Raw genomic sequence first — 17,929 nt, forward strand, 5'->3', positions numbered from 1 at the left:
TGTTTCTAGTCAACTCAATTATACCAAAGGCACAGCGTCTATGCCTTTTTAATTGCCTACATTATTGAGTTTTCAAGGTTCAACACACCTTTTGAGTGTGGGAAGTTTTAGATATTTATTCGTTAACTCCTTGTCGGAATACCATCCCTCAAAGGTGTAACCCTCTTTGGCAGGAATGACAGAAGGCTGACTGGCTTTCTTCTGATCAGGCGATGCATTCCTGTCGATGAACTGGCTGGCAATGGACGATCCGCCATTGCTGTCATAATTCACCCAATACCCTTCCTTAAGGATCGGGTACAATTTGACCGATTCTGTGCCGACCCGATATTCTCCGGAAACGTCTTCTGTGCTGCCCTCAAGATGCCATCCTTCATGGTGCTGAGTCAACGGTTCAACCTGAATCATCGGCATATTTTCGGAGATCTTTATATCCGTATCCTGCTGTGCCGTCACCGTATCAATCAGATTGTCATACTGGTCATAGTAATACACATAAACAGTATTTGCTGAGAAACGGGCATAGTAATCATAGCTTTGGCCGTCTTCAGTGATATCTCCCACTGTGCCAAAGCCATCGAACTTCTCATCCGAATCCTTTGCATACCAGCCTGTAAATGTTTCGTCCACTTTAACCGGTGCTTCCGGCTCAAGAAGTGTATCTCCAGCCTTGACAGTCTGCTCTGAAACGAGCTGATCACCATTGTAGAAACGATATACTGCTGTCTTTGTGTCGGAGGGGCGGATTATCCTGCGTATTATCGGATTTAAAATTTTATTATCCTGCGAGGTTTCCGGCTGCGTTGACTGTGAAGCAGGTGTTTCCGGCTGATCAACCGACTCAGACAAAGAAGCTTCCTGTGCAGCTGCAGCCGGCTCAGTTGTATCCAGTTCAGTGGAATCTCCATTGTCGGATGCGTCCTTATCGACCTGGTCATTCTCCGATCTATCAGAAGTGTCAGATTGTTCTTCTACAGATTCTGTATCCCTTCCTAAATTTGTTTGGGAGGTACTTTCTGAATTTGCAGAATCATCCGCATGCACTGGCAACGACGTGACGCCAAGCGAGACTGTCACTATTATTATCATAAGAATGGATAAAACTTTCTTTTTCATAACATTCACCCCATTGCAATAATCTGTACATAAAGTACTGAATATTATTATAAGCACTGCTTTAATGGTTGTAAACAAATAATATTTACAGATCCTGCCTCTCACGACAGTATAATGATCAACTCTTCGTCCTCTATGCATCAGCCACTCTTCTGATTGCTTTTCCAGAAATCGTGCTGTGTCCGCTCATATAAATATTTCAAGAGGTGTTTCCATCTTTTTATAAATTCATTTGATTACTCTTCAACAATTGGGACTGGATATGCCTTCTTATCTTAGAATGTGTATATCCGGATTGATCAGTGCAAAGGGAATTCCCTTTAGTATGACAATTGATCAGGAACAGACAAATAAAGGGGTTGAGGCAATGAAACGGGCAAGCCGGATTGCCGAAGAAAATGGGATTCCAGACATGTCACTTGAAGACATAAATGCAGAGATAGAGGCAGCGAGAAAGTGAGCGATGCGATTCGCTGCGGTGCTGCGCACCTTCGCTCATCTCTCGCCCGCTTTGCTACGAGCAACGCACCTCGGCTTCGCTGCAATGAGCCATGCCGACATGGCCGGAACCGCTTCGCTTGTCCCGGCCATGTCGCGGCGTTCGCCGTATGCTCACAAAAAAGACATCCCGGAACGGATGCAAGCATCCGTCCGGAATGTCTTTTTTGTGAGCGCATGGCTCATTGCTACGCGCATTATCTCTTACTAAACTGCGGAGCGCGACGAGCCTTCTTGAGACCGTACTTCTTACGCTCTTTCATACGAGGATCACGAGTAAGATAACCCTCCGCCTTCAGCGTCGGCTTGTTCTCGGCGTCAACCTGAAGCAGCGCACGAGAGATACCATGACGGATCGCGCCGGCCTGACCGGTAAAACCACCGCCATGTACATTAACCAGTACATCGAACTTGTCTGTGTTGTCCGTAGCAACGAGCGGCTGACGAACGATTGTCTTCAGAGTCTCAAGTCCGAAATAATCATCGATATCTCTTTTATTTACAGTAATCTTGCCGGTACCCGGTACAAGGTAAACTCTGGCAATAGATTTTTTTCTTCTTCCGGTTCCATAATACTTTTCGTTAGCCATTTGTCTTTACCTCCCTTAGTTAGAATGTGAGCACTTCCGGTTTCTGAGCTGCATGAGGATGCTCAGCACCTGCGTATACGTGAAGCTTTGTCATCATTTCTCTTCCGAGAGGTCCCTTCGGGAGCATTCCCTTAACAGCGAACTCAATAACTCTCTCCGGATGCTTTGCAAGCATCTCCTTCAGAGTTGTCTCCTTCAGACTTCCAACATAATCAGAATGTCTGTAGTAGATCTTCTGCTCCAGCTTTTTGCCGGTTACTTTGATCTTTTCTGCATTAATAACGACTACATAATCTCCGGTGTCTACGTTCGGAGTGAACTCCGGCTTGTTCTTTCCTCTGAGAACAGAAGCGACCTCAGAAGCAAGACGTCCGAGAACCATTCCGGAAGCATCAACGACATACCATTTCTTCTCTAACTTATCCGGATTAGCCATATATGTTTTCATGGTAACAACCTCCTGCATGAATGAACTACAGCGCACAGCGCGGCTGTAAGATTCGTTATTTAAATGATAGCTTGATGCAATATCCACTGTCCGTATGGTCATGCACCGGAACATCCGACCTTAGGCTTTCGATCATAATGGATGCTCTGTATGTCGCGTTTCAAAATGTCACATGACGTGTTTGGGAGACACGGCAGGCAAACTCGTCCCGCGTCACACTGAACTAGTTTATAATACTGAAAAACTTCTGTCAAGTACTTTCTTATATTAATTCTGCCTGTCTCTTATATTAATTCTGCGGATCTGTGGCAGGGTTTGTAGCAGCGTTTATGGCAGGGTTTGTGGTGGGTGTGGTGTCTATGGTGACCGTATTATACGGAATCACAATCTCCGCTTTTTCAAATTCACTTACGATCCTCTGCCTCACATTGCTGCACGCAAGATAACTCTCCATAATATCCTTGGTGTACACGGCAAACTTCAGCAGCATGCCGTTTGCCGTAAGCGAACTGACAAGCACAGAGGTTTTTTCTGCCTCCACAACCAGCGGCTCTGTTTTCAGGATTTCCATGATAACAGCTCTTGCCTTCTCGATATCCGTCGCGTAATCAACTTCTACTTCCACAAAGGTTGCGACCGTATCCGGGTTGCTCATATTGACGATGACGGCGCCGTCCACCAAGCTGTTCGGAATGATACACATCTGTCCGTCAGCCTGCTCGATCACGACATGCCTCACGGTCATATCACGGACAATTCCCTCTGCGATTACCGTCCCTGCACTCTTGATCTGAATCTTTTGTCCGATATCACAGGGCTTGGAGGATGAAAGAGAAAATCCGGAAATTACATTACCCAGCGTCTGCTGTGCCGCAAAGGTCGCTACCGCGATCAGCAGTGCGCTGCTCTGCAGCACCGTCGTACTGATTTCCTTGGCTATTTCAAAAGAACCCAGTGCGGAATACACACCAACAATGGTAATGCCTGCGGTAAGAATGCTCTGAAAAAATTTATTATACAGGCTTTGTTTCTGCGTCCGCTTATTCAGCCCGCGGAAAAAACGGCGGACAAAATATACAATAGCAAAGGTGATACCCAGAATAATTGCTGTTCTGAGCAAAAGTTCCCAGTCAAACATTATTTGTTGTCCCTCCGGCAACAGAAATCCGGCTCCCACTCCGGATATTTAATTTCCATAAGCGTCAGGCCTCTTGCGGGCGCCGTCGGTCCTGCTGCACTACGGTCCCTGCTTTCAAGAATTCCCTTAAGTTCCTCCGGCTCAGTCCTTCCTTTACCGATCTCAACGAGAGTTCCCGCCAGAATCCGGACCATATTGTACAGAAAGCCGTTTCCGCAGATCTGGAACCGAATCAGATCATCCTCGCGGATGACCCTGGCAGAATAAATCGTGCGGACCGTGCTCCGGTCCGGATTGGTCTCGCCAGACGCCTGGAAGCTCCGGAAGTCGTGCTCCCCTATGAGATACCGGGCAGCTCTGTCCATGCGCTCCGCATCCAGCGAAACATATAGGAAGCAGGTGTCGTTCCGTCTCGTCGGATCCGGAAAACGGCGATTCAGAATCTTGTATTCGTAGGTCTTTACTGTGGATGTGAAGCGGGGGTGAAATTCCGGCGATACTTCCCGGGAACCCTGGATTTTGATGTCATCCGGCAGTCTCGTATTCAGCGCGTAGGAATACTTATTCCCCGGCATCCGGGCAGACGTATCAAAGACCGCTACATTTCCCCTGGCATGCACCCCCGCATCGGTGCGGCTCGCGCCGATGGTATGTATCTGTTCCCCTGTTATCTCCGAGAGAGCCGCGTTTAACACCTGCTGTACGGCAATCCCGTTCGGCTGCACCTGCCACCCGCAGTAATTGGTTCCGTCATATGCGACGGTCAGCATCACACGTTTCATGTTTTCTACCAATATCTCCGTTCCCGCTTACGATCTCTGGATCCTAATCCCGGCCTGCGGCCGACCGTTTTCAGCGCGATCTCCAATCCAGCCTCCTGTCACCAGTGCAGCACTGCCCGCAGCACAATTGCCGCCGCGAGATATGCGAAAAGAACCGCATATGCCGCATAATCCCGGGACTGGTAAACTAGCGGACGCATCTGGGTCCGCCCGTCCCCTCCGTGATAACATCTGGCTTCCATCGCAAGTGCCAGATCATTTGCTCTGCGGAAAGCAGATACAAACAGCGGAACCAGAATCGGAACCATCGCCTTTACCCTCTGGATGACATTTCCACTCTCGAAATCCGCCCCGCGCGCCATCTGTGCTTTTTTAATTTTGTCGGTTTCTTCCATCAGAATCGGGATAAAACGAAGCGCAATCGACATCATCATCGCAATCTCATGCACCGGCACATGCACCTTCCGCAGCGGACGAAACAGCGATTCCATCGCGTCGGTCAGCTTGTTCGGCGTTGTCGTAAGCGTCATGATGGAGCAGCCGATAATCAGATACACAAGACGGATGCCCATCTTTGCGGCTGTGCTGATACCCTCCCTTGTAATATGGAGGATACCGAACTGCCAGATGACCGTCCCCTGCGTGAGAAAGAGATTCAGCACCATCGTAAAGATCAGCAGAACCCAGATCGCCTTCAGTCCCCTGACCATGAAGCTGAAGGGTACCTTTGACAGATGGATCACTGCAAACAGGAAGACTGTTCCGAGAACGTAGCCCCATGTGTGAAAAACAAACAGAGATATGATATAGATAAGTGTTCCGACAAACTTTACTCTCGGGTCCAGTTTATGAATCAGCGAGTCCGCCGGGTAATACTGGCCTATGGTAATATCTTTAAGCATTTATTTTCTCCCAAGCGCATGAAGGATGCTTTCTTCCGCTTCCTCGATTGTTGTGGCGTGAACATCAACATCGAGTCCCTTTTCTTTAAGCGCATGCATGATATAAGTCATCTGCGGCGCAGCAAGTCCCATTTTTTCCAGCTCTTTGTAATGAGAAAAGACCTCTCTGGGCGGCGCGTCAAATGCCTTCTCCCCGTGGTTCATGACAATCAGCTGATCGACATATTCCGCGACATCTTCCATGCTGTGTGAAACCAGAACGACGGTGATCCCCCTCTTCTTCTGCAGTCCTGCGACCGTATTGAGGATCTCATCACGTCCCATAGGATCCAGACCTGCGGTCGGCTCATCGAGAACCAGAACGTCCGGGTTCATGGCAAGCACTCCCGCGATTGCCACTCTTCTCTTCTGTCCGCCGGAAAGTTCGAAGGGCGATTTCCGGAAGAGAGATTCATCCACACCGACCTGATGCAGTGCTTCCTCTGCGCGCTTCATCCGTTCCTCTTCGGAAAGGCCCTGATTTTTAGGGCCGAAGCACACGTCGGTAATGACATCCGTCTCAAACAGCTGATACTCCGGATACTGGAAGACAAGTCCGACATGAAACCTGAGATTTCTGCGGTCATACTTCTCGCCCCAGATGTCTTCGTTGTTAAAATAAACATGGCCGGAGGTCGGACGCATCAGCCCGTTCAGATGCTGAATCAGTGTCGATTTTCCGCTTCCGGTATGTCCGATGATCCCGATAAAATGTCCGTCCGGGAGCTCGAGCGAAACGTCCTTGAGCGCATGCATCTCATACGCGGTCCCCGGGCTGTATGTATAAGTCACATGATCTAATCTGATTGACATGTTCTTTCCCCCTGCCCTTTCCCGTCGGAAGCTGTCTCTCCATCACGGATTTTCATGATGGCATCAACGAATTCATCGATGCTCAAAATGCCTTCGGGGATATCGAGCCCTCTCAGGCGAAGCGCATGCGCGAGCTGTGTGACGTGCGGGACATCCAGGCGCAGCTTGTGAAGCTCATCCACCCGTGAAAAAATCTCCCGGGGTGTTCCCTGCATTACAAGCCTTCCCTCGTCCATGACAAATACATTATCCGCATAGATAACCTCTTCCATGTAATGTGTGATCAGAATCACGGTGACTCCTTCACTCCTGTTCAGATCACGCACGGCCTGAATGACCTCATGGCGGCCATTCGGATCCAGCATTGCCGTCGGTTCGTCCATAATAATGCATTTCGGCTTCATCGCCATAACGCCCGCAATCGCCACTCTCTGCTTCTGGCCTCCGGAGAGCTTATTCGGCGAATGACTCCGGTAAGCTATCATCCCTGTTTTTCGAAGCGAATCGTCCACCCGTTTCCAGATCTCATCCGTCGGAACGCCCAGGTTTTCCGGGCCGAATCCCACGTCCTCCTCCACGACAGAGGAAACGATCTGATTGTCCGGGTTCTGGAAAACCATGCCGGCTCTCTGCCGGATGTCCCACACCTCATCATCAGCGTGGGTATCCATCTGATCCACCCACATCGTCCCTCCTGTAGGGATAAGCAGCGCGTTCATATGCTTCGCCAGCGTAGATTTTCCACTGCCGTTATGGCCGAGAATCGCGATGAACTGTCCCTCTCTGATCTTCAGATTCACATCCTTGACCGCGTGGGTGATCTCCGGTTTTTCCCCGTCCTCTCCATATTCAAGATAGTCGTAATTCAGATTATCCGCTTTAATGATGCTCATGATTCCGAAACTCCTGTCAATTCCCCGATGTAATCAAGAATTTCCTCTCTTCCCTGCTTTGTGACGGCAGAAAAAGCAAACAGTTTTTCATCTTCCCGCATTCCGAGTCCATCGCGAACCGCCTTGATCTGCTTCTGAACCTGGCTTCTTTTGAGCTTGTCCAGCTTGGTCGCGATGATTACGGGCTCGTATCCGCGGGACAAAATCCACTCAAACATCTGCTTGTCGTTTGCCGACGGATCATGGCGGATATCAATGAGCAGGAACACGGCCTTCAGCTGATCGGACATTTTCAGATATCTCTCGATCATCCTCCCCCAGGACTGTCTGACATTGACAGACGCGGTTGTATAGCCATATCCCGGGAGATCCACGAAGTAGAAGCTGTTGTTGACGTGATAGTAATTGATGGTCTGTGTCTTTCCCGGCTGAGAGCTGGTTCTCGCCAGTGCCTTCCGGTTCAGCAGTCCATTGATCAGAGATGATTTTCCGACGTTTGACTTCCCCGCGAATGCGATTTCCGGCTGTGTATTCACGGGGAACTTACTTGTGACACCGCACACTGTTTCAAGCTCGGCGTTCTTTATGACCATATCTTCTCCCTTCCATATCTGCCGGATTACGCGATCAGCGCATGCCCCAGAACCTCTTCCATCCGGCTGACATAGATAATCTCCAGGCCTTCCGTGATCTCCGCATCCATTTCCATTACATCCGGCTTATTCTCCGCCGGCACAAGCACTGTACGGATGCCGGCCTTTTTGGCCGCAAGAAGCTTTTCCTTCAGTCCCCCGATCGGCAGCACCCTTCCACGAAGCGTGATTTCTCCGGTCATCGCCAGATCTGCGCGGACCGGTCTCTTTGTAATTGCCGAAAGCATAGCGGTCGCCATCGTAATCCCGGCGGACGGTCCGTCCTTCGGCACAGCTCCCTCCGGTATGTGGATATGGATATCATTTCCCGTAAAAAAATCATCCGGAATCTGATATTTTGACGAGACTGACCGGATATAGCTGATCCCCGTCCGTGCAGATTCCTTCATGACATCCCCGAGCTGCCCCGTGAGAAGGAATTCCCCTTTCCCGGGCATCACATTTACCTCGATCTCGAGCGTATCTCCGCCGACACTCGTCCACGCAAGACCGCGGACGATTCCGATCTCCGGTTTGGGATTCGCCATATTCACGGTGAACTTACCCCTTCCAAGAAAATCCTCAAGGTTCTCTTTCGTAACCGTGACGGATTTTACATCATCTTCCTGGATCCGGAGTGCCGTCTTGCGGCAGATATGACCGATCTGTCGTTCCAGGGAACGCACTCCCGCCTCCTTTGTGTACCTGGATATGATTTCATCCAGCGCCTCATCCTCAATCACAAGCTGGCCCTTCTTCAGGCCATTGGCTTCAATCTGCTTCGGTATGAGATGCTCGCGTGCGATATGCTTTTTCTCATTTTCCGTATAGCTGTTGATCTCGATAAGCTCCATGCGGTCGAGAAGCGGCCTCGGAATCGTCTGGACATCGTTCGCCGTTGCAATGAAAAGAACCTGCGAGAGATCAATGGGCACCTCCACATAATGGTCGGAAAAATGGCTGTTCTCCTCCGGATCAAGCACTTCCAGAAGAGCGGAAGCGATATCCCCCTTGTAATCGCTGCTTGTCTTGTCAATCTCATCCAGAAGCATCAGGGGATTTTTCACGCCGGCATGGTGGAGTCCCTCCGCGATTCTTCCCGGCATTGCTCCGATGTAGGTTCTTCTATGTCCGCGGATCTCCGCCTCATCTCTGACTCCTCCCAGACTGATCCGCACAAAAACCTTATTCAGCGCCTTTGCAATAGACTTCGCGATGGATGTCTTTCCGGTTCCGGGAGGTCCGACCAGACAAAGGATCGGAGCGTCCGCCTTTTTTGTGACAAGCCGGACAGCCAGATATTCCAGTATCCGCTCTTTGACTTTCTCTAGGCCGTAATGATCCTGCTCCAGAATCTGTCTTGCCTTCTTCAGGTCACGGTTGTCCCGGGACATTTTGTTCCACGGAAGGCCGAGCAGCGTCTCGATGTATCCCCGAATCACTCCTCCTTCCGAAGGATTGCCGGCTGTATTTTCAAAGCGGCGGATTTCATTGCGGAGAGTATCCTTCACCTCCTTCGGTGCCTTCAGCTCCTCGCACTGACGCTTGAATTTTGCAATCTCTGTCTGGGTATTGTCATCTCCGAGTTCTTCCCGGATTTCTTTCAGCTGTTCCCGGAGGACATATTCTCTCTGGTTCTTATCGAGTCTCTGCTTTACCTTTTCCTGCAGCTCATACCGGATCCTTTCAACCGATGCCTCACGGGCAAGTGTTTCACAGAGTACATCATAGCGTTCCTGCAGCCCGATAGCGTTGAGCAGCCGCTGCTGCTTCTCCGACGGAACCGGCAGATTGATGCTGATCTGATCCACCAGCTTTTCAAGCTGATCAATATCCAGGATTCTGATCAGCAGCTCCCTCGAAAGGTTTCTTCCTCCCGCGGAATAGATGCTGACAAGTTCTTTCAGATTCCGGATCATCGCCTCCCGGCGGTCATCATCAATTGCCGGTGTGCTGTCGTCCGCACATACGGATATCCTCGAGCGGAGAAACTTTTCGGTAGACTCAAAATCGAGCAGCTCCGCCCGGTCAATGCCCTCCACGGTGACTTGTATCATGTCACGCGGAAGCCGCGCAATCTTTCTAATCTCGGAAACCGTCCCGATCCGGTAAAGATCATCAAGCGTCGGTTCCGCCACCTCAAGCTTTCTCTGCGTCACCAGAAAAAGCCGGTTATCCTCGGCCATCGCTTCTTCAATGGCATGTATGCTTTTTTCACGATTTACATCAAAATGCACTACCATGCCCGGAAGGACGGTTACGCCCCTCAGAGCAACGGTCGGGAGCACATATTCTGTATCATTCATCTGCGCGTGTGATTCCTTTCCATAATGGTACTGCGCGTCTGCAGCGCATCAGGCCGGCCGCATGCGCTTGGAAGAACGTGCATTTTTTGCTTTCATCTGTCTTCTCGGAACGGGCTTTGGCTCTCCGTGAACGATGATCGGGCTGCCTTTTCCCTCTACGGCATCCCTGGTGATCTCACAGGACCGGATGGTATTGTCCGACGGTGTCTCGTACATGACATCCATCATTGTCTTTTCCATGATCGCGCGAAGACCGCGCGCGCCGGTCTTGCGGCGCATAGCCTCCTGTGCCATCGCAGTAAGCGCGTCGTCGTCAAAGGTCAGATCCACTCCATCCAGCTCAAGCAGCTTGACATACTGCTTTACCAGAGAGTTCTTCGGCTCCTTCAGAATGTGAACCAGGGCATCCTCGTCCAATCCATTCAGCGTCACCACAACGGGTACACGTCCGACAAGCTCCGGAATCAGTCCGAACTTCACCAGATCCTCCGGCATCACCTCGTGCAGGATCGCGCCCATATCTTCCTTCTGCCGGACTCCGAGATCCGCACCGAATCCCAGGCTCTTTGTGTCCTTTCTGGCCTCGATGATCTTCTCCAGTCCCTCGAAGGCTCCTCCACAGATGAAAAGGATATTTGTCGTATCGATCTGCAGAAACTCCTGGTGCGGATGCTTTCTTCCGCCCTGCGGCGGGACATTTGCAACAGTTCCCTCGACGATTTTCAGAAGCGCCTGCTGTACACCCTCACCTGAAACATCCCTTGTAATAGAAGGATTCTCGGACTTTCTGGTGATCTTGTCGATCTCATCGATGTAGATGATACCGTGCTCCGCCCGCTCAATATCGTAATCCGCGGCCTGAATGAGCTTCAGGAGAATATTCTCGACATCCTCACCCACATACCCGGCTTCTGTCAGCGTGGTTGCGTCAGCAATTGCAAAGGGAACATTCAGCATTCTGGCGAGTGTCTGTGCCAGAAGGGTCTTGCCGGAACCTGTGGGTCCCAGCATCAGGATATTGCTTTTCTGAAGCTCCACATCGCTTTCCTGCTGCGAAAGGATTCTCTTATAATGGTTGTACACAGCAACAGACAGTACCTTTTTGGCCTCGTCCTGCCCGATTACATAATCATCCAGAAACTCCTTGATCTCCACCGGCTTCATCAGATTAATCTCGCTGCCTGCCGGCGAAGGAGTGTGGAACTGCTCATCGATGATTTCCGAGCAGATACCGATGCATTCATCACAGATATATGCCCCGCCCGGACCGGCAATCAGCTTGCGGACCTGATCCTCTGTCTTTCCGCAGAAGGAGCATCTGATCTTCGGTTCATTTCCTTTATTTGCCAAATCTTCTACCTCTTTCTTTTATTTCCCAATATACACATGAAGGGCATCCCGAAATCGGATCAAAATCAACCCATTTCTGAACACCCTCACATGCACTTACCGATTTGTAATTACGTTATCAATCAGACCGTATGCCTTTGCTTCCTCGGCTGTCATATAGTTGTCCAGCTCTGTGTCATGCTGAACCTTTTCCAGCGGCTGTCCCGTATTCTGGGACAGAATCTCATTCATACGTTTCTTTATCTTCAGAATCTGCTCGGCTACGATCTCAATATCCGTTGCCTTGCCCTGAGCACCGCCTGACGGCTGATGGATCATGATCTCTGCATTTGGAAGAGCAAGTCTCTTGCCCTTTGTACCGCCGGCGAGCAGAAATGCTCCCATGCTAGCGGCCATTCCGAGACAAATCGTCGATACATCGCATTTAATATACTGCATGGTGTCGTAAATCGCCATTCCGGCGGTTACGGAGCCACCCGGGCTGTTGATATACAGATGGATGTCCTTTCCCGGATCTTCGGATTCCAGGAACAGCATCTGCGCAACAATCAGGTTTGCAGAAACATCGGAAACCTCTTCCCCAAGAAAAATGATTCTGTCCTTCAGCAGTCTGGAATAGATGTCGTAACTTCTCTCTCCTCTTCCCGTCTGCTCAATAACATATGGAACTAACGGCATGTATTATTCCTCTTCTTTCTTCTCCTCAGCCGGTGCTGCTTCCTCTTCCTTCTTCTCTACCTCAACGGCATTGTCAGCAATCAGATCTGCAGCCTTCTGAACGGCGAGTTCTTTGCGAATGCTCTCCTTCTGCTCGTCATCGATGAGCTTGGAGATATCCTCAACCTTCATGTTGTAGGCTTTCGCCATATTCTCAATTTCCTTATTCACATCCTCATCGGTCACTTCGATCTTCTCGGTCTCCGCGATCTTCTCAAGAACCAGCTCATTTCTGATCTGAATCTCTGCCTGAGGCTTTACCTGCGCGCGCATCTGGTTTACATCCGCGCCGGTATACTTCATGTACTGCTCCAGAGACATTCCCTGTGCCTGCAGTCTTCTCGCAAAATTCTGAACCATCTCATCGGCACGGGTGTCAAGCATTGCCTCCGGGATCTCGATGGTGGCATTGGAAGCCGCCTTAGATACTCCATTGTCCTTTCTGGCCTGCTTTGCTTCTTTTTCCTTGCGCTCTGTGATCTGCTTTTTGAGATCTGCCTTGTACTCATCCAGAGTATCAAACTCGGAGTGATCCTGGGCATATTCATCATTCAGCTCATCCATCTCAGTGCGTACGATCTTCTTGACCGTGCAGGTGAACTCTGCTTCCTTGCCCTTCAGCTCTTCTGCGTGGTAATCCTCCGGGAAGGTAACCTTTACTACTCTGGTCTCTCCGGTCTTTACACCAATGAGCTGATCCTCAAATCCCGGAATAAAGGTATTGGAGCCAAGCTTCAGCGTCTGATCCTTTGCTGTGCCGCCATCAAAAGCAACGCCGTCAACGGTTCCCGCGTAATCCAGGGTAAGGACATCGTCCTTTGCCGCTTCCTGATCATCCTCAAGAGTAACCTCACGGGCATTCTTCTTCTGATCCGCCTCGAGTTCCTTCTCCACTTCCTCATCTGTTACGGAAGTATCAGTCTTCGGAACCTCGACACCCTTGTACTCGCCGAGAACAACATCAGGCTTTACCGCTACCTCTGCGGTGAAGATGAAATCCTTGCCCTTCTCGATCTGCGTAACGTCGATCTTCGGCTGTGATACGATATCAAGGCCACTCTCCTTCGCAGCGTCAGCGTATGCGGAAGGAAGAATTGAGTTTGCCGCGTCTTCATAGAAAACTCCCGGGCCATACATCTTTTCGATCATCTGTCTCGGAACTTTTCCCTTGCGGAATCCGGGAATGCTGATATTCTTTTTCTGTTTCTGATATGCATTCTGCATTGCTTTCTCGAATTCCTCAGCGGATACTTCGACGGTGAGCTTTGCCATGCTCTTCTCCAGGTTTTCTACTTTGACGCTCATTCTTGTCAAATCCTCCTTATATGAATAAAAATTCTCTCGGCATTCATAGCTTATTAAAGCATCAGCCCCGACGGCAAACCTTCCGGTATGCCAAAAAGGCTGAATAATAGCGCATTTCCATGGCTACGCAGCCATTTAGTGAGTATATCATAAACAATTTTAAAACGCAAGAATTGCTTGCAAATCCGCCGGGCGCCGTATTGCCTGCAAATCCGCAGTGTGCCGATACCGCTGCGTTAGGCTCCTGCCGATTCCGTTTCCCTCTGTTATTGCTCATGGACACTAATCCGCTTCAGGCGGATCATATCTGTAGACACGAATCTACTTCAGGCGGACCATATCTGTAGACGCGAATCTACTTCAGGCGGATCATATCAAGCGAATTTTCCTTCACGACAACGTATCTGTGCTTCCCTATGGAAAAAATTTCCTGCGGAGTACCGTTGTAGCTTCCGTTGAATTTTTCCACGCCGTACATATTGAAGACGCAGATCTTTGCTCCATTGTACAGACTGATTTCATCTCCGGTAAATTCAACAGAGCGGTAGGCGAAATTAAATTCCCTGTCCAGCAGCTGCCTGCCGGCGGTATTGTAAACGAGGAGATCAAAATCCCCGGAGTCTGCGGCGTTTACAATCATCCCGATTCTGGTGGCGTCGTGAAAAACGCTCTGTATCTTCTGATCAGTGGAAACCGTTGCCGTCTCTTTGATAGAGCTTTCGCCTCCGTACACAGAGAAGCCATCCGACCGGAACGCGACACAAGTCTGGGAATCCAGATATTCCAGCTGCGGTATGATCACATTGCTGTACTGAAAGTCGGCGATACGGTTGTCCATCTGATTCTGACCGGCACTGCCGAAATTATAGAACCGCACAATGGACTTCTGACCGGAGCTGTCATAGCTCAGATATGACACGGCAATGTTCTGACCGTCGTCGGAGAGTGCTATGTCAAGAGGAAATCCCGGATTGTCCATAGAGGTTTTGATCGTGGCAATCTTCGCGCCCTTTTTATCATAATATTCCACATAGGCATTGCTGCTGTCCTGCATCAGAGCGGCTACAGCCCCGGTTTCACACACTTTGGCGCGGACAATCGGGAGACTGGTTGACATCGTTCCAATTTCCCCGGACGCGTCACAGACCACAATATTTGTCCCGTCCCTGTCATACACGGCCATGATATCGCCGCACATAGCCACTTCCGGATCGTTCATTGAATAACTGACGTCCCACAGGGCTGTCCCGGACCGGCTGATCAGAGAGGCTCCGTCCGTACTGTACCGCAGAATATTGTCTCCTGCGCTGCAGTAAGAGGCGGACATGGTATCTTCCTGCTTTCTGGAATCCACCACCTCATAGCCCCTGTACTTCCAGTAAACAGTACCGAGGATTGCGCCCAGCGCAGACACGACAACCACTGCCACAATGATAATAACTGCAGCAAGTCCGGCAGGAATCCAGATAACATGTTCCTCCTGCCGCGTATTATCGCCGACGCCGCCCGCTTCCTCCGTTTCATCCGATTCTTCGGAAAGTACAGCTTCTTCAGAGAGCCTGCGTGCTTTTTCCTGCTCCGCTATCTTTTTGGTACGGATCCGGATTTTCGGGAAGCGGAAATGAAAAGGGAATCCCCTGCTTACGGGTTCTTCCTCTTCATCAAAGAATGCCTCATCTTCTGAAATTGGCTCATCTTCTGGAAGCTGCTCATCTTCTGAAAACGACATATCTCCTGAAATCGGTTCGTCCTCATCAGCAGATCTGTCTTCTCTGCCAGAGCTTTCTGAGCTTTCGCCCGGGGTTTTCCCCCGTCCGTTCTTCTTCAGAATATCCGACGTTTTCTTCTCCGGATCAGCTGCAGGTTTTTCTGTCTGGTTCTCCGGATGATTCCCCTGATTTTCTCCCGGTCGTTCCGGTGCGCTGTTCTCACGAATGTCTGCATTCTTCTCCACGGATCTGTCTGTGGAATTTTCTTCCGGTTCATCCGGAGTTTTCTCTTTCGGAATGTCCGGAGGTTTCTCCGCCGGCCTGCCTGTGGATTTTTCCTCCGGCTTCTCCGGGATTTTCCCTGCCGGTCCTTCCGGGTTTTTCTCTTCCGGTCGTTCCGGAGTTTTCTTCTCCGAAATGTCAGGTGTCTTCTGCGGGCTTTCTTTCGAAGCCACATCCGCAGAATTGTTGCCCGGTTGTTTCGGGATTTCCCTCTCTTCTCCGGTTGTATTTTTCACTTCTTCACTCATTCACAGCCTTTCAGCCGTTCTCCGGCCAACAATCTCCGGTCTTCCTTTTCTCAAAGCTACGTGCGGGTACTGCCAGGACAATCTTCCTGCGTGCGCCGGTCAGCTCGTCCTCCGCATCAGACCCACGTGCCGGTACTGCCGGGACAATCTTCCTGCGTGCGCCGGTCAGCTCATCCTCCGCATCAAAGCCACGCGCGGATCTGGCTATATAAACCTTCCCCGTCGAGACGGTACTTGTGGAGAAGCTCCACAGCCGGTCCGGACTCGCCGAATACGTCGTTGACGCCGATCCGAAGCACCGGAACCGGTGCCTTCGCCGAAAGTACCTCGCAGACCGCTCCGCCGAGTCCTCCGATTACAGAGTGTTCCTCCACGGTGACAACCCGCCCGGTCTTCTTCGCGGACGCAAGGATAAGTTCTTCATCCAGCGGCTTGATCGTGTGGATGTTGATCACTTCTGCGTCGATGCCATCCGCCGCAAGCTTCTGTGCGGCCTCAAGCGCCGACTGCACTTCCAGTCCTGTCGCAATGATGGTCACATCCTTTCCCTCACGAAGGGTGATGCCTTTTCCGATTTCAAACCGGTAGTCCGGTCTGTCATTGATCACCGGAACCGCCAGACGTCCGAACCGCAGATATACCGGTCCCTTGTACGCATATGCTGCCTCGACGGCCGCCCGTGCCTCGATGTCGTCCGACGGAACGATGACGGTCATCCCCGGGATCACGCGCATCAGCGCGATATCCTCCAGGCACTGGTGGGACGCTCCGTCTTCTCCGACGGAGATTCCCGCGTGCGTCGCGCCGATCTTTACATTCAGGTGGGGATAGCCGATGGAGTTTCTGACCTGCTCGTACGCGCGTCCCGCCGCGAACATGGCAAAGCTGCTTGCGAACGGAACCATTCCCGCAGCGGCAAGTCCCGCCGCAACGGCCATCATGTTGCCCTCGGCAATTCCGCAGTCAATATGGCGCTCCGGGAAAGCCTTCTTAAAAATTCCTGTCTTGGTCGCTCCCGCAAGATCCGCGTCCAGAACCACCAGGTCGTCGTGCTTCTTTCCAAGCTCCACCAGAGCGTTTCCGTAGCTCTCTCGGGTGGCGATTTTCTTTACTTCTGACATAATGCTTCACCTGCTTTCTTCAGTTCTTCCATTGCCTGCGCGTACTCCTCGTCATTCGGTGCCTTGCCGTGCCAGCCGCAGTTGTTCTCCATATAGGAGACACCTTTTCCTTTCACGGTTCTGCAGATGATCGCCGTCGGCATGCCCTTGATCTGTGCTGCCTCGCGGAAAGCAGCGCGGAGCTGATCAAAGTCGTTTCCGTCCGCCACGGAGATGACGTGGAAACGGAAGGACTCAAACTTCCGGTCGAGCGGAAGGGGGGAATTGACCTCCTCCAGGGTCCCGTCGATCTGGAGATTGTTGTAGTCCACAATTACGGTGAGATTGTCCAGCTTCTTGTCGCCCGCGAACATCGCGGCCTCCCAGACCTCACCCTCTTCGCACTCACCATCTCCGAGCAGCGTGTATACATGATAGCTTTCTCCGGACAGCTTCGCGGCGAGCGCCATTCCGCAGGCAACGGAGACACCCTGTCCGAGTGATCCCGTAGACATGTCCACACCGGGAGTGTCGTTCATGTTCGGATGCCCCTGCAGATAGGAGCCCACATGACGGAGGCTGACGAGATCCTCCTTCGGGAAGTAGCCCCTCTCCGCCAGAGCGGAATACAGCCCCGGCGCGCAGTGGCCCTTGGAAAGCACAAAGCGGTCACGATCCGGCTTCTTCGGATCGTGCGGATCAATGTTCTTCAGCTCCTCAAAATACAGATAGGTAAAAATATCCGCCGCTCCGAGAGACCCGCCCGGATGGCCGGATTTCGCGGAATGTACGGCGGTTACGATGTCCTGGCGGACTTCATTTGCAATTTTCTGTAATTCCAGATTTTCCATTTTTACTCCTGTTCCTGTAGAATTGCCTTGGCGCGAAACGCCGTGCAATCCGTAGATTCTACCGTGTACGATACAGTATCATACCTTTTTTTCGTATTTGGTACAGTATCGTACCATTCTTTCCTGTGCGGTACAGTATAGCGCCGTTCTTTCCTGTGCGGTGCAATATCATACCGGTTGTTGCACCGTTGAAAGGGACGCCGCTTATAC

The 17,929-nt window shown here is 51.0% G+C and carries 17 protein-coding genes; 1 reads left to right on the forward strand and 16 read right to left on the reverse strand.

Annotated features, from left to right (window positions below; translation table 11 throughout):
• Positions 1 to 72: 72 nt before the first annotated feature.
• A complete protein-coding gene (locus ACTQ3A_RS12415; RefSeq protein WP_441495042.1) occupies positions 73 to 1,116 on the reverse strand; it encodes an InlB B-repeat-containing protein in 1,044 nt (347 codons plus the stop codon).
• Positions 1,117 to 1,441: 325 nt separating this feature from the next.
• Between ACTQ3A_RS12415 and ACTQ3A_RS12420 the strand changes: the two genes are divergently transcribed.
• The gene (locus tag ACTQ3A_RS12420; protein WP_441495041.1) at positions 1,442 to 1,576 is read left to right on the forward strand and encodes a hypothetical protein; all 135 of its coding nucleotides are present in this window, start codon (positions 1,442 to 1,444) and stop codon (positions 1,574 to 1,576) included.
• Positions 1,577 to 1,811: 235 nt separating this feature from the next.
• On the opposite strand, the gene rpsI is transcribed toward ACTQ3A_RS12420, so the two are convergent.
• From rpsI to ACTQ3A_RS12495, 15 genes are all read right to left on the reverse strand, one after another.
• Positions 1,812 to 2,204, reverse strand: a complete 393-nt coding sequence (rpsI, locus tag ACTQ3A_RS12425) for a 30S ribosomal protein S9 (protein ID WP_441101390.1) — start codon at positions 2,202 to 2,204, stop codon at positions 1,812 to 1,814.
• Between the two features lie 19 nt (positions 2,205 to 2,223).
• Positions 2,224 to 2,652, reverse strand: coding sequence for a 50S ribosomal protein L13 (rplM, locus tag ACTQ3A_RS12430; RefSeq protein WP_441495040.1), 429 nt, complete (start codon positions 2,650 to 2,652; stop codon positions 2,224 to 2,226).
• 289 nt (positions 2,653 to 2,941) lie between these two features.
• A complete protein-coding gene (locus ACTQ3A_RS12435) occupies positions 2,942 to 3,790 on the reverse strand; it encodes a mechanosensitive ion channel family protein (RefSeq protein WP_441495039.1) in 849 nt (282 codons plus the stop codon).
• On the reverse strand, positions 3,790 to 4,572 hold the full coding sequence (truA, locus tag ACTQ3A_RS12440) for a tRNA pseudouridine(38-40) synthase TruA (protein ID WP_441495038.1): 783 nt from the start codon (positions 4,570 to 4,572) through the stop codon (positions 3,790 to 3,792). The genes ACTQ3A_RS12435 and truA overlap by 1 nt, the downstream gene beginning before the upstream one ends.
• A gap of 98 nt (positions 4,573 to 4,670) precedes the next feature.
• Complete coding sequence (locus ACTQ3A_RS12445; RefSeq protein ID WP_441101386.1) at positions 4,671 to 5,474, reverse strand: energy-coupling factor transporter transmembrane component T family protein; 804 nt, start codon at positions 5,472 to 5,474, stop codon at positions 4,671 to 4,673.
• A complete protein-coding gene (locus ACTQ3A_RS12450) occupies positions 5,475 to 6,326 on the reverse strand; it encodes an energy-coupling factor transporter ATPase (protein ID WP_441101385.1) in 852 nt (283 codons plus the stop codon).
• On the reverse strand, positions 6,311 to 7,219 hold the full coding sequence (locus tag ACTQ3A_RS12455; protein WP_441495037.1) for an energy-coupling factor transporter ATPase: 909 nt from the start codon (positions 7,217 to 7,219) through the stop codon (positions 6,311 to 6,313). The genes ACTQ3A_RS12450 and ACTQ3A_RS12455 overlap by 16 nt, the downstream gene beginning before the upstream one ends.
• Positions 7,216 to 7,812 carry a ribosome biogenesis GTP-binding protein YihA/YsxC gene (gene yihA / locus ACTQ3A_RS12460; protein ID WP_441485832.1) on the reverse strand — a complete coding sequence of 199 codons (597 nt, stop codon included), beginning with the start codon at positions 7,810 to 7,812 and terminating at the stop codon, positions 7,216 to 7,218. Before yihA ends, ACTQ3A_RS12455 begins: the two co-directional genes overlap by 4 nt.
• A 26-nt stretch (positions 7,813 to 7,838) precedes the next feature.
• Positions 7,839 to 10,157: an endopeptidase La gene (gene lon, locus ACTQ3A_RS12465; protein WP_441495036.1), complete on the reverse strand. Its 2,319-nt coding sequence runs from the start codon at positions 10,155 to 10,157 to the stop codon at positions 7,839 to 7,841.
• A 48-nt stretch (positions 10,158 to 10,205) separates the two neighbouring features.
• Complete coding sequence (clpX, locus tag ACTQ3A_RS12470; protein WP_441485834.1) at positions 10,206 to 11,507, reverse strand: ATP-dependent Clp protease ATP-binding subunit ClpX; 1,302 nt, start codon at positions 11,505 to 11,507, stop codon at positions 10,206 to 10,208.
• A 96-nt stretch (positions 11,508 to 11,603) separates the two neighbouring features.
• On the reverse strand, positions 11,604 to 12,185 hold the full coding sequence (gene clpP, locus ACTQ3A_RS12475; protein WP_441485835.1) for an ATP-dependent Clp endopeptidase proteolytic subunit ClpP: 582 nt from the start codon (positions 12,183 to 12,185) through the stop codon (positions 11,604 to 11,606).
• A 3-nt stretch (positions 12,186 to 12,188) separates the two neighbouring features.
• Entirely contained in the window at positions 12,189 to 13,529 is a 1,341-nt protein-coding gene (gene tig, locus ACTQ3A_RS12480; RefSeq protein ID WP_441495035.1) for a trigger factor, read from the reverse strand.
• Between the two features lie 355 nt (positions 13,530 to 13,884).
• A complete protein-coding gene (locus ACTQ3A_RS12485; RefSeq protein WP_441495034.1) occupies positions 13,885 to 15,768 on the reverse strand; it encodes a DUF5711 family protein in 1,884 nt (627 codons plus the stop codon).
• Positions 15,769 to 15,950: 182 nt separating this feature from the next.
• Positions 15,951 to 16,889 carry a transketolase family protein gene (locus ACTQ3A_RS12490; protein WP_441101377.1) on the reverse strand — a complete coding sequence of 313 codons (939 nt, stop codon included), beginning with the start codon at positions 16,887 to 16,889 and terminating at the stop codon, positions 15,951 to 15,953.
• Entirely contained in the window at positions 16,877 to 17,719 is an 843-nt protein-coding gene (locus ACTQ3A_RS12495) for a transketolase (RefSeq protein WP_441101376.1), read from the reverse strand. Before ACTQ3A_RS12495 ends, ACTQ3A_RS12490 begins: the two co-directional genes overlap by 13 nt.
• Positions 17,720 to 17,929 lie beyond the last annotated feature (210 nt).

This window comes from Bilifractor sp. LCP21S3_F8 (assembly GCF_052117805.1).
Lineage (GTDB): Bacteria > Bacillota > Clostridia > Lachnospirales > Lachnospiraceae > Bilifractor.